This is a genomic window from Bacillus sp. ms-22, from assembly GCF_009759805.1.
Classification (GTDB): domain Bacteria; phylum Bacillota; class Bacilli; order Bacillales; family Bacillaceae; genus Bacillus; species Bacillus xiamenensis.
In genome coordinates this window covers 992,577-1,006,140 of the sequence record NZ_CP046653.1, presented here as the reverse complement: position 1 = coordinate 1,006,140, position 13,564 = coordinate 992,577, and the positions used below count along the sequence as shown (strand labels likewise).

Below are 13,564 nucleotides of genomic sequence, written 5' to 3'. Positions count from 1 at the left end.
TAGTGATTCAGCATGACATCAAGCAATCTGCATAAAGAAAAGCCTGCCCCTTTTAAAGAGGCAGGCTATTTCTTTTCCGTCTTCACATTCACCTTTGGAATGAGGATAACCATCACTATGATGCCGCATGCTATCAAGATCCCAAAAATGGTCGGAAGAAGCGCCGATCTCTGCTTTTCATGATCATCGGCAATAGGTGCTGATACAGCCGAATCACTAAAAGAGATGTTGATCTCTTTCATCATACGAGCTGGCGTTTTAGGCGGATTTTCTTTCAGATCACTGAACAGCTGCGGCGAAAGCTGGCCGCCAGAGGTTTTAGGCGGTTCAGCAAAATGAATGTCTGTTTTGACTTTTGATGTTGTTTTGCTTTGTTCGTATTTCGTTTGATCTCTCAATATACTTGAGTTAATATTGAGATCCTTTTCTTGATATTCATTCGGCTTGACATTCGTATCCGTATCTTCACCTGTAGCAGCAAAAGCAGCAGGGATGAGGAGAAAAAGGGATATGACACCAAGTGCCATCCCTTTGACGTATAGGTTAAGCCTCATGAGTCACATCACGTTCCTCTGTTTGATCTTTCCATAGCCTTTTCACAAGTGGTATGACCATTAACAAGACAGTTAAAATCAACAGCCCTGTGATGCCTATGCCGAAGTTATCTCCATTTCCATATTGGATGGACAAATACACGTCGGTCACGGGATTTGTAAAGTAGAAATTCGGCATGACCAAATCAATTAACGGTGCGACAAAGAAGAAAATAAGCGCCGTTGCTGCCATCCATCCGGCAATGGAACCGAAAAGGAAGGCCGTGCGAATAAAGGCAGAGCACGCCACTAGCAGCAGAATCGTGAAGATCGACCATTGAATGGCTTGATCATCTGCAAGTTTGTAAATGTTGAGTCCAAACAGGCTGATCATCAGCCCGACTAAAAGATTCAAAATGCCAAACAGAGCACCTTTCACCAGCATTGGAGCCGCGGCATAATACGAGCTAAAAAAGCCAATCAACAAACTGCTGATCATCACAATGACCAAAATCACCACTGGCGGTACAGTCTGCGCTTTTTCTTCAGGGACGTCTCCGCTAATCTTCAACGGGTTCGCTAAGTGGTTATACACATAGTTGCTGTCGCCTTGGTCGCTTAATGTATTACCTAAAATACCATTTAAATCTTGCTGAACAAGTTTCGTAGAGTGGACATTCTTGCTCCAGTTTTCGTTCAGTGTGTCCGCTTTTTCTTGAACCGTTGTGACACTCTCTTCAATGTTATTCGTATAATCTGCCACCCCTTTTTGACGGTCAGTTAACGAACTCATATTTTCAGAAAGACGAAGCACTTCCTGACCAATTGAATCCTGTGCACTCACAACAATCGAACTGCCTGCAAGGTCTGCCGTATACACCGCATCTCCTTGATCAGCCATTTGCTCAGCTACATGGTCCGCACTTTCAGAAATTGCATTTAATTCCTGTTCCATGCTTGCCTGCTGAGTCGAAATGTATGCCGCATAGCCGTCCGAAAATTTTTGCATCTCATCAATAAAAGTAGACACATCATCGTTTGACGTGAGCATTTGATTTTTGAGTGTATCCCAGTTTTCCGTTTCTTCTTTTTTGATGGAAAGGATGGACTGGATTTCATCTGGTTTCGTGTCAATCAAAGAAGATGTATTCTTCTGTGTGTAGAAGCTGTTAAGTAATGCTTCATACTGTGCTAATTCATTTGAATACTTTAATAATTCTGATGCATTTTCTGAATTTGTATCGAAGCCCCCAAGTTTATCCATTTTTGATGTATATTGATTTAATGGAGATTGAGTTGTTTCTATTCGTTCTAATTTTCTTGTAATAGAAGACTCTTGTTTGATAATGGATTTCTTTATATCACTTATGTTTTTATTGTTACTAGTTTCTATTCTTATTATTTTTTCTTCTAGTTTTTCTATTTTATCTGTTAAAGATTTTAGTTCTTTACTCAAAAGATCGACTTTTCCTTGTAATTGATCGTTATGAGCTTTGGTTTTCTCCTCGATATTCTTTTTCACTTCTTCTAATTTTAGGGACAGTGCTTTTAGTTGCTCTCTTGATTGAACTGACGTTGATTTGGTTTCCCCAGTTTGGTCTGGATTTTCTCCACCATTTTCAGGAGTAGGTGTCGTTTCTTCATTTCCTGACAACTCATCTGCCACTTGATTTATTTCTGTTGAGATTTCAGTTAATTCCTTCGTCTCTTCTTCAAGATCGATTTTCAAACCGTCTGACGAATCTTTTTGGTCCTCATCTTGATTATTCGAATCCTCATTCGGATCCTCTTTCGGTTTCTCTGCTTCAAGCAATGCCTTTCTTGAAGCTTTCAATTGCTCTTGCAACGGAGTAATTGTATCGCCCATATATGAAAGATATTGATCTTCATAGTTTTTAATCAATTCTTCCTGAGACTCCTGAACAAGCTTAGTTAATCCCGTCGATTGCTTAGGAATTGCGTCTTCCCTCGACTTCTGAACAGATTGAATTGCACTGTCAGTTGTTTTCAGCTGACTTTGCACCCCGTTGATATCTGTTTTTAGTCCGCCCATTTGCTCGCTAAAGCTGCGGGCATTTAGATTTTGAATCTCCGCAAGCTGTTTGAGTCCTTGCTGGATTTGTTTTTTGCTTGTAGATTGCGCTTTGATCAGGAGATCCTTTTGTTTCTCCTGATACTGCTTATATTGGTCCACTACTTTCACAAAATCCTTTAGCTGACTCTTCGCTTCTTCTGTTGTACTTAAGCCGTCTTTATACTGTTTTTGTGAATCGGCCATCGCCTTTTTTAAGTCTTCTATTTGTTTCTTCTGCTGCTGGACGGCATCAGATAGTTTGTTTGAGTTGGGCTTATAGAAGTTATACATCGTGTTTTGGAATTCGACTTCTTTGCCGACAATATTCTCAAATTCTTCTCTGACATTGCCGATTTCCTGTGATACAAAACTCCAGTATAAGGTCGACATCTGTTCGTTCATTTTCTTTTGAGCATTTTCCAGCTCTCTTTGCACTTTTTCTTTATTCACTGCATTGAGCTGATCTTGAATCGAAAATTGAATGGATGCCTTTTCAGGATGTTCTTTATCATAGCTCAGCACATTTTTAGAGAAGTCAGACGGAATATAGAGGACAGCATCGTACTTTCTATTTTTCAGTCCATTTTCCGCCGCACTGCGATTGACGACCGTCCATGTGTAATCTGGACGCTCTGATAATGCTGCCACCACATCCTGTCCGAAACGAGCGGTGTTTTCACTTTCGCTCGCTCCCATATCCTCATTGACCACTGCAATATTACGCGTAGCATTCTTCTTTTGTTTTGCCGGATCATCTCCAATGAGATGGAAAAATAAAACCGGCAAAACGAGAATCAGTATCATGGTGGACACGATTTTGATGGAGCTTTTTTGCTGCTCTGTCATTGAACACTCTTCCTTTCTACCGCACATAAAGGAACCTGGATTTTCTTCTCTTTTCCGTTTTCAACCAAATAGCCGAAGCCTGGCTGAATCTCTGGTTCTTGTCTTGCATACGGAAGCGGTATGATGTTTTGCTCTGATTTTTTCATGAGTAACATGGCATGACGAACTTGTTTGATTTCGTTTGTGAGTGCATCATAGCCCTTACTGAATTCGGTATGATTTCCTGATGCGATCAGGCTAAAGCCTAGGTGTGCATAAGACTTCATGAAATCAGCCAATTGATCTTGAAGGCGCGGATCGATAGTTTGCTGAAAACGTGTGATGCCGTCGATCACGAGCACAACTTGAGCAAATGACAGCTGATCAGTTTCTCCCCGGCGCACAGCTTCGACATACATCTCTTCACGCACCTTGAATAAACGGTCCATTTCCTCTGCCCATTTGGAGATATCATCCTTGGTCTCAAGATAATCAATGTTCTCTTCTTTTGCATAGTAAGAAAGTCCACGATCAATCGAATCAAAGACAGCCAGCTTTTCTGGCTTTGCCGCTAACAGCTGATCAAGCAGCAGTTTTGTTACATTTGTTTTCCCACGCTGCGTTTGCCCAATAATGAGGCAGTGTTTATTCTTTTTCAAATCAAAGTATACTGGTGCCACAGATTCCTCATCTAATCCTACTGGAATGTCATAAGGCTGTTTTTGATCATCTAAACGACTCTCAAGCTCCCAAACGGTCAGCTTATCAGGCAGCATTGGCACAGGCTTTGGTTTTTCAGCGTCTTGGAAGCGGTCATGAAGAAGCTGGATCTCTTGCTTCAGATGTTCAAACAATTCGAGATCGTTCTCTCCTTCAACTGGCAGGAACATTTGCGCAAAGTAAAGCTCTTCCTTGTTGATAATGACTCTACCTGGAATCGGCTCTAAGCTGAATTTCGGTCTGCCAATAATGGAATATGCCTCTCCTTGATCCATTAAGTAATGAACAATCTTTGTTTTCAAGTTGTTCATGAGCGATTGGCGTACTGCGTTTACACGAGTTGCTGTGATCAAGAAGTAAATGCCTAATGACTGTCCATCCCGGCTCAGCTGGATAAATTCAGATTCGAGTTCATGCATTTCGTCTTTGACAATGTCAAAGTTGTCAATCACGATAAAGATGAACGGAAGCTTTTTCTCATTCAAAGCGTTGTACATTTTGATATGACTCATTTCCTGCTGTCTGAATAAACGCTTGCGATATTCAACCTCTTCACGAAGACGCTTCATCGACTTTTGAATCTTTCTCATTTGATCCATTAAGAAATAATCCGCCGTGTGCGGCAGTTTGGCGAGCGGAAGCAACGTACCGTTACCGAAGTCATAAATATACGCATGCCATTCTTCAGGTGAATACCTCTCAGCAAAGCTCATGAGCAGTGTTGTGGCCGCAAGTGATTTGCCGTAGCCGGATGACCCGAAGATGCCAATATTCCCATCCTCCATCATTTGATACGAAAGTGGATGCTGGCTTTGCTGATCTGGCTCATCGACAAGTGCGAAATGGAAGACATGCTCTTCACTCGACGCATAACGCGTTTTCGGAATACGCTCTCCAAGCGGTGGAAGCCATGGACTTGGGAGTTTCTCAATTCCAAGCTCCTGCTGCATTCTTTCAATTTCATCCACAACAGCGGAAATTTCCGTCACTGTCTCTTTTTTCACTGCTGGCTCTGTGCTGACCCCTGATAACGGAATCAGTCCAGTGTCGGTCACAATCGCAATGTCATCTTCTGACCCGTAGCCATCCTCCATATACGGTGCACCGCTCCAAGCCGATTGGAATAATTCATAGATCTCATTGTTTCCAACTTGTAAATATCCCCGACCTGTGACGGTAATCGACGCCGCATCACTATTTTTCAAAATTTCCTTACTGTCTGACGCATCTTGTACCTTTAATGCCACCTTAAAGCGGGAGTTACTCCAAATTTGATCATCAATGACCCCGCCAGGCTTCTGTGTGGCCAAAATGAGATGGACACCGAGGCTTCGCCCGATACGTGCGGCACTGACAAGCTCTCTAATAAAGTCAGGCTCTTCACTTTTTAGTTCAGCAAACTCATCAGAGATTAAGAACAAATGAGGCATCGCCTGTTCAGCCTTTTTCTCTTTATAGAGCTTCGTATAATCATTGATGTGATTCACATGATACTGATCAAACAATCGCTGACGTTTTTTCAGTTCACTTTTAATAGAGACAAGCGCTCTTTCACTAAAGTTCTTGCTGCCTTCAATGTTTGTGATGGTACCAAGTAAATGCGGAATATTTCGGAACGGCTGCGCCATTCCGCCTCCTTTGTAATCAATGAGCAGGAAAGCAACCTCATGTGGGTGAAAGTGTACAGCCAAAGATAAAATATACGTCTGTAAAAATTCACTTTTCCCTGATCCGGTTGTCCCAGCTAACAGACCGTGCGGACCATGTGCTTTTTCATGCAGGTTCAAATCGACAATATCGTTTTTTCCTTTATAACCGATTGGCACAGATAATGATTTTGCTGTTTCAGATGTCAGCCACTTTTCACGAATGCCAATGTCCTCTACCTGTTTGGCATGAAATAAATCAAGGAATGAGACTGTTTCTGGAATCGAGTTGGTCATTCCGACTTGATGATCTAATGTTCTTAGTGTTCTGGCAAACAGCTCATTATCCTCACGCTGATGTGTATCAAGCTGAAATGGAATCCGGACAGCCTTCTTATGTTGGATGAGAATATCTCCTTCTTCTTCGTTAATGTAACGGACAAGCGTTGAGATATTTTCAGCTAAGCTTTCCTTTGTTTCTGCCGCAAAGATAATCGAGATGCCTAAATCTGTTCGGCTGCCTTCTAAGTATTCTAAAATGACATGTTCCGCAATGAGTTCATGGTTTGTCACGATGAACACAAAGTGAGGCGTAAAGATTTTCTTCTCTTTCTCTTCCTCTAAATCACGCTCACGTAAAATTTCATAAATAGAAGATAAAAGCTGATCGCGTGTTTGTTCGTTGTAAATAAATCCTTTACCGTATGTATGAGGCAGTTGGAAGTGCGGCAGCCATTTCATCCATTCCCAATGCTCATACTCCTGTTCATTAAAGATAAAAACAAACCTCAAATCATGATAACTGTGCGAGAAAGCCAGCTGGCCAACAAGCTGATGAAGCTCATTTTTGACAATTGCCGGTTTTCCTATTAATCCGGTTGGGCCGTCCGCAAGACCGAATGTAATCGGTACATCCTTTACCTCTCGATAGACATTTTGCATGTGCTGCGTTTGCTCCATTAAGTCATCAATGTCACGATTGGCCATATCGCCGCCGCTTGTCGATAATTCATAGCTTGAGGGAACTGCACCTGTCCCAAGACGCAGCTGTAAAAAATCATCACTGACAAGGGTCTTTTCCCAAATCCGCCCACTGATTTCTGACGTCAAGTACTTCATTTGTTCGAATGATGGATAATGATACGTGAGAATAAATTGTTGACGGTCATATAACTCCTGCAGTTCTTTTCGCTTATTTTCTAAGTAAAGCGAGTAAACCCGCTGTCGTTTCTCTTCCCGTCTTTTACGCTGTGACTTCTCTTTAAAGTATTGAACAGACGATGTAATTAACGTCATAATAAACATCGCCATCGACACGACAATAAAGATTCCACGCGGCTGTATAAGGGCAACGATCCCCATGACAAGCAGCATGACAAGCGGCGGGAGGACCACAAGCCAAAGCCCTCTGCCGTTATGTTCAGTTTCCTGTGAAGGAAAGCTAAATGAAACCCGGTCATCTGGCAGATCGTAAATCAAACGCGGTGTTCGTCTGTATAAAGGGTATCTTTGTTTCGTTTCGGTACTCGGTGGTCTTGTTTTTTCTAAACGTGTTTGAAATGGTTCGAATGCTGTCACTTGCAATAAATCATCATCTTGAAATCTAACCGTCAAAAAGTTCCAGAACAGCTCGTCTCCGGCATGAACCTTCTCTGGACCGTGAATTTGTTTCCCATTCACATAAATCGTCTCATCCTCAGGCATGACATACCAAGTTCCTTCAACTTGTTCTAAAGTAAACTGTTTGGCATCTTGAAACATCGCATGAGCTTGTTCTTTCCACACATCAACCTCATCTTTCTCCTCACGTGAAAAAGACACCTCAACTCTATTTCCTAGGTAATAAATGTGCTGATCATGATGTGCCTCCATTAACACGAGAGTGAGTGTTCCAATCTGACACGGCTCATTTGGACGTAATGTTCCTTTCTTCGTTTCTCCTTGGTATATTGAAAAACCGTCATTTGATTCTTCTGGAGATAAACGAATCGTCCCTTCATCAAATGAAAGGGAAGGGATCGTTACGGTATGCTCTATTTCAGGTCCAATCACGGCTTCACGATTGAACTGCTCATCTAAACGGACGGTTTGATAATTCTCCTCATAAAAAACCCAAAGAAGACTCAAACGCTCCACCTCCTCATCGGACAGCACCAACTGTCAGTTGTATCGAAAGAATTATTTTTTCTCATCTTTTTTCGTCTGAGAGGTTTTCTTATTTGAATCAGATTCTTTCTCTTTTTTCTCCTGATCGGCTTTTGACTGCTCTTGTTCAGCTGAATCATCTGTTTGGCTCGTTTCTGAGGAGTCATTGGTGCTTGTCTCCGTTGTTTCTTCTTCATATTTCGCCATTTCTTTAATGATTGGATCTAGCTGTTTTTGTTTTTCTTCAGCAGAAAGGCTGTCATCGTTTTGAATGTCATTACGGTAGGCGACAAGTGCTGTGAATATGTATCGGTCGTCCCCGAGTACCCTTGCTATATCAAGAGCTTCCTTGCTATTGCCTTGTCCAATGTGAATCCAGAAAAGGAAGTATTGCGGATCTGTCTGCAATGTATATGTTTCCGTGATTTCTTTTTTGTGCTGATCGAGTAATAGATTGCCTTGGTTCGTCTGCACATACGAAATGGCCAGTTCATATTGAAGAGAGACTGGCATTTGATCAGCTTTGTATTTTTCGAGCGTATCCACCACTTGGCTGTACTGTTTGTTGAGATAATATTTGTTTGCTTCCACATACGCTTCTTGTTTCGGCATGGCGAAAAAGAACGTGTAAATGGTATACACCAATGCAGGAATCAACAGGACCAGAAGACCAAGTCCAATATATCGTTCGAGCTTCCATTTCTTTTTTGGAATGGTTACCAGCGTCTTTTCTTTTGCTTCGATCGCTTTGATTTTTTGTTGAATCAAGGCGGACAATTCTTCAAGAGACTTTGTATCACTGATTTCCTTTGCCAGCTCGGATAATTTCAACGTATCATGATAAGCCAAATATTCTTGAAACTGATATTGATGGTCAACCACTCGAAGAATGACGGCTTTGACCTCTTTTAAGAGGCGATGCTCATCGGTTTCATATGGCGGGATGCTTTCTTTGACCCCGTAATGCAAAAATGCTGGCGCTAACCCTTGATGAAAAACAATGTTTTCAGGAGAAACAATAGGATGCAGCCGCTTCACATCGTGTTTGCACACTGCATCGACAAGCTGGTATGAAAAAATCCATTTGCTTTTTTCATCCTTTGCATGGATGAAACGAAATTCCTGATAGGCAGGAGGCGGTTGAATCGAAATGATGACCTCACCTTCGGTTAATTGAATGTCTTTTTTAAACGAAGGATTGATGTCTTTAATTGGCGCCGCTTCTAAACCGTCTAAGAGTTTAATTGTCTCTCTTTGAAAAATGAAGGTGTAAGTGCCTTCCTCTTTTTTCATGACTGCTTCTAATTGTTCTTCTAAATAGGAACTCTTTTTATCTGCCATTTACAAAAGTCCTTTCATAGTATTTCCAGCCTGTCTCCTGTGGTGATCCCACAGTCTGACAGCTTATATTCGCCTGAAAACACAGCTTTCTTATTAACTACACGCACCCATCCGCCTTCTCGCTTTGGCAGTGAGATTTGTTTGGCCTGCCAGGCGATATGAATGACTTGCTTAATATGTAAATAATTTGATAGTCTCAAATCAAACACACTGCCATCATAATTTTTTAAGTCGATGGTAATATCGATATACACAAATTTCCACCTCACAAAATAGAAAGAGCGCCGGCATCAACTGACAGACTCGGCGCTTTTTCTGCTTTTCACACTTAGAAAGGAAATCACTTTGATTAGCCGCGGATTTGGCTTGCGATGTCTTGGTCAGTGCTTTCAAGTGTATTTGCAGTTTGATCAAGCTGATTGCTGACATCTGTTAATAGATCAGACATTTTGATGAATGAAGGCTTTAGCTGTTCGTATTGATCAGCGAATGCTTCACTAGAAGCACCTTCCCACATTCCTTTAAGATCAGAGATCATTCTATTTAGACGATCAACTTGGTTTAACACTTCTTGACTTTCAACACCATATTGCTTAGCGGTCGCTCTTAGTTCTTCTGGGGTTACGCGAATAATTCCTGACATATTCCTCATTACCTCCCGTGCATAGCCGCCATATAATGGGCTAATCCACTTATTTTTTGACGTTATTATTATAAAAACAGAAATGATACACAGTCAAACAAATCTGTTTTTATTTTACAAAATGAGTCTATAGAATTACTGTTTTTTCGCTCTTTATCTAGTATTTAACATTTTATTGGTCATATATCCTTAATAAGCGTTGGGCAGATTCGATGAATCTTTTCGTCTATTGATTTTTTACTACGTTATTATTGTACTATTCTTTTTCATCCCCACTGACCTCCAGTGTACTCTCTTCTAGAGCTTTCTGTTTTTTAAGTTTATGGCATTTTTTTTATTGATTTACGCACCTGTTTTTCTTCATAATGTAAGTACGTGAAATATTCGAAAAAAGCAGGGGTTTTTATGACAAAAAAGACAGATCCGTTTAAGTATAGCCTTGATCGTTTAGAGGATGTGGCAGACCAAATTAGTGATGTGCTCAATTGCCCTATTACTATAGAAGATACTCATCATCGATTACTAGCCTATAGCACACACAATGATTTCACTGATCCCGCCAGAACTTCAACCATTATCTCCCGCCGTGTACCGGAAAAAGTCATTAATCGGCTTTGGAAGGACGGCATTATTCCTACACTCCTGAAAACAGATGAACCGCTTCGTGTCCCTCAAATTGCAGAGGTGGGTTTATCTAGCAGGGTCGCCATTTCGATATGGAAGGACCAAGAAGTGCTCGGATTTATTTGGGCAATTGAATCCGAGCAGCCTTTCTCAGATGAGGACATGGACCTGCTCAAAATGGCAGCACATGCCGTGAAAAACAAATTACTTAATTTACAAATTCGAAAAACGAAAACAGAGGAACGCAATCAGGAGCTTTTTTGGAAGATGCTCACAGGTCATATTCATGAAAAGGATGAGATACTTGATCTCTTTTTGAGGCTCGGCATAAGATGTCCGGATACGTATGCCATTATCATCTTTCGCCTACGTGACGAGCTCACAGAGGAAACGGAAAAGAAACTCTCCTATCTGCTTGAAACAACGCAGCAAGTGCAGGTGCTCTTAACGACTGTTGATTTTCACGAATTCATTATTCTTGTCTCACCAAAAACGGAACACCCGCTTCAGGATATCAAACAATTCACAAACAGCATGCTACAACAGCTGTCTGATCGGTATCACATCCATCACGTTCAAGCGGCCATTGGTGGAATTTACGACCATATCACGCATATACAGCCATCCTATAAAGAAGCACTTGCTGTATTAAAAACAAAAGAACGCTTTCCTGTTGAAACGGAGCGTTTAAACAGTTTTTCTGAACTTGGGATTTATCAATATTTAGATGTACTTGCTGAAAAGCGAAAGGGCTCGTCTTATTCCAGTTACTCTTTATCAAAGCTGGAGGATTACGACATAAGGCACCATTCCAACCTAGTTGAGACCCTGGAACGGTTTATTGATTGTGACAGCAACGCCAATATCGCCGCAAAGCAATTAAATATTCATATCAACACACTGAATTACAGGCTGAAGCGGATTACAGACATTGCAGAAATTGATTTAAAAAACATGAATGAGAAAATGACCATTTATCTTGATATGAAGCTAAAAAACGTCCATTTGTGAAATTTCACAAAGAGGCGTTTTTTAATTTTTTCATTCAACCGAAGAATTTTCTAAACTTTCAGGATACACTAGACATACAATATCAATAGATAAGCATAGGAGGAATAAACATGATCATCGGCATTCCGAAAGAGATTAAGAACAATGAAAACCGAGTGGCATTAACACCAGGAGCAGCTTCTCAATTGCTTTCTGCTGGACACCAGATTTTGATTGAAACAAACGCTGGTTCTGGAAGCGGATTCACTGATGACGATTATGTATCTGTTGGTGCAAAGATCCTTGATCAAGCGAAAGATGTGTGGGCATCTTCTGATATGATTATGAAGGTAAAAGAACCATTACCAGAAGAATATCCGTATTTTAGAGAAGGCCTTATCTTATTTACGTACCTGCATCTTGCGGCAGAGCCCTCCTTGGCTGAAGCATTAAAACAAAAAGGCGTGACAGCCATTGCTTATGAAACGGTAACAGATGGAAAATCACTTCCTCTATTAACGCCAATGTCTGAAGTGGCGGGCAGAATGGCCGCTCAGATTGGTGCCCAATTTTTAGAAAAGCCAAAAGGCGGGAAAGGCATTTTGCTCGCAGGCGTGCCAGGGGTATCAAGAGGTAAAGTCACCATTATAGGTGGCGGTGTTGTTGGAACAAATGCAGCGAAAATGGCCATCGGACTTGGTGCAGATGTAACACTCATTGATTTAAACGCGGAGCGATTACGTCAGCTGGACGATCAGTTTGGTCATCAAATGAAAACGTTGATGTCTAATCCTGTCAACATTGCAGATTCAGTGCGGGAGGCAGACCTTCTCATTTGTGCGGTTCTCATTCCAGGTGCCAAAGCACCGACCCTTGTAACAGAAGAAATGGTGAAACAAATGAAGCCTGGTTCTGTTATTGTCGATGTAGCCATTGACCAAGGCGGGATTGTAGAAACAGTCGATCATATCACAACACATGATCAGCCTACTTATGAAAAACACGGTATTTTACATTATGCTGTCGCCAATATGCCAGGCGCAGTTCCGAGAACATCGACTGTTGCTTTAACAAATGTCACCGTTCCTTATGCACTGCAAATTGCAAATAAAGGTGCTATAAAAGCCATTAAAGAAAACAATGCGATCGCAGCAGGCGTCAATGTGATGAACGGACATATCACCTATGAAGCCGTCGCTCGTGATCTCGGCTATGAATATGTGCCTGTCAGTAAAGTCCTTGATACATCTTCTATGACTGAAGCTTAATATCCTAGCCCGCCCTTTTCAGGAGCGGGCTTTATTGTTAACCTGAAATAAAAAAAAGTTGACAAAAGACCTTCTTCCCCTTAATCTATTTGTACAGATAAGACAGGGGGAAACATCATGCAAAAGAAGACAAGAACGGCTGACTTTGTGCTAGTCGGAATGTTTGCTGCACTGATGGCTATAGGAGCCAATATTACATCAATCGTACCGTTTTTACAGGTCGGCGGTATCCCGCTCACCATGCAGCCGTTTTTTTGTGTGCTTGCTGGTCTTTTGCTAGGCAGACGTCTTGGTGCATTAGCCATGATTGTCTATGCCTTAGTTGGAATGGCTGGCGCACCTGTATTCGCACAATTCTCTGCGGGCCTTGGTGTCATTTTAGGTAAAAGCGGCGGCTTTGTGTTATCGTACATTCCTGCTGCCTGGCTTGCCGGATTCATTCTTGAAAAGAGACAACACCCTGGCTTTGGCCGCTTTTTGCTTGCAGCCATTGCTGGCACGACTGTGATGTATGTGGTCGGAACAACCTATATGTACATCGCGTTAAATGTTTGGTTACATGCACCAATCTCTTATCAAACAACGTGGTTCTTCATGATCTGGTTTATGGTCAAAGACTACGCTTTGACGATTGTCCTTGCCATGCTGGCACCTAAAATTTATCGTTCTGTTTCAAAAGCCACATCCTTTCGAAAAGAACAAACAGTCTCTTAAAGATCAAAAAAGGTTCCTTCATATAGAGGAACCTTTTCATA

General features: G+C 41.5%; 9 protein-coding genes. 3 read left to right on the top strand and 6 right to left on the bottom strand.

Annotation, left to right across the window (positions count from 1 at the left end; all coding sequences use genetic code 11):
- Window positions 1-65: 65 nt before the first annotated feature.
- The 6 genes from essA to GPA07_RS05115 form a co-directional block, all read right to left on the bottom strand.
- Window positions 66-554, bottom strand: a complete 489-nt coding sequence (gene essA, locus GPA07_RS05140) for a type VII secretion protein EssA (protein WP_071168671.1) — start codon at window positions 552-554, stop codon at window positions 66-68.
- Entirely contained in the window at window positions 544-3,453 is a 2,910-nt protein-coding gene (gene esaA / locus GPA07_RS05135; protein WP_157292136.1) for a type VII secretion protein EsaA, read from the bottom strand. The genes essA and esaA overlap by 11 nt, the downstream gene beginning before the upstream one ends.
- Entirely contained in the window at window positions 3,450-7,925 is a 4,476-nt protein-coding gene (gene essC, locus GPA07_RS05130; RefSeq protein ID WP_157292135.1) for a type VII secretion protein EssC, read from the bottom strand. Before essC ends, esaA begins: the two co-directional genes overlap by 4 nt.
- 51 nt (window positions 7,926-7,976) lie before the next feature.
- Window positions 7,977-9,284, bottom strand: a complete 1,308-nt coding sequence (gene essB, locus GPA07_RS05125) for a type VII secretion protein EssB (RefSeq protein ID WP_157292134.1) — start codon at window positions 9,282-9,284, stop codon at window positions 7,977-7,979.
- A 14-nt stretch (window positions 9,285-9,298) separates the two neighbouring features.
- A complete protein-coding gene (locus GPA07_RS05120) occupies window positions 9,299-9,538 on the bottom strand; it encodes an ESX secretion system protein YukD (protein WP_003213579.1) in 240 nt (79 codons plus the stop codon).
- Between the two features lie 95 nt (window positions 9,539-9,633).
- On the bottom strand, window positions 9,634-9,927 hold the full coding sequence (locus GPA07_RS05115; RefSeq protein ID WP_003213769.1) for a WXG100 family type VII secretion target: 294 nt from the start codon (window positions 9,925-9,927) through the stop codon (window positions 9,634-9,636).
- A gap of 405 nt (window positions 9,928-10,332) precedes the next feature.
- On the opposite strand from GPA07_RS05115, the gene GPA07_RS05110 reads away from it, so the two are divergent.
- From GPA07_RS05110 to GPA07_RS05100, 3 genes are all read left to right on the top strand, one after another.
- Window positions 10,333-11,562 (top strand): sporulation transcriptional activator AdeR, encoded by a 1,230-nt coding sequence (locus GPA07_RS05110; protein WP_008357220.1) that lies wholly within the window; start codon window positions 10,333-10,335, stop codon window positions 11,560-11,562.
- Window positions 11,563-11,672: 110 nt separating this feature from the next.
- Entirely contained in the window at window positions 11,673-12,809 is a 1,137-nt protein-coding gene (ald, locus tag GPA07_RS05105) for an alanine dehydrogenase (protein WP_071168666.1), read from the top strand.
- 117 nt (window positions 12,810-12,926) lie between these two features.
- Window positions 12,927-13,523, top strand: a complete 597-nt coding sequence (locus tag GPA07_RS05100) for a biotin transporter BioY (protein WP_008357225.1) — start codon at window positions 12,927-12,929, stop codon at window positions 13,521-13,523.
- The last annotated feature ends 41 nt before the right edge of the window (window positions 13,524-13,564 follow it).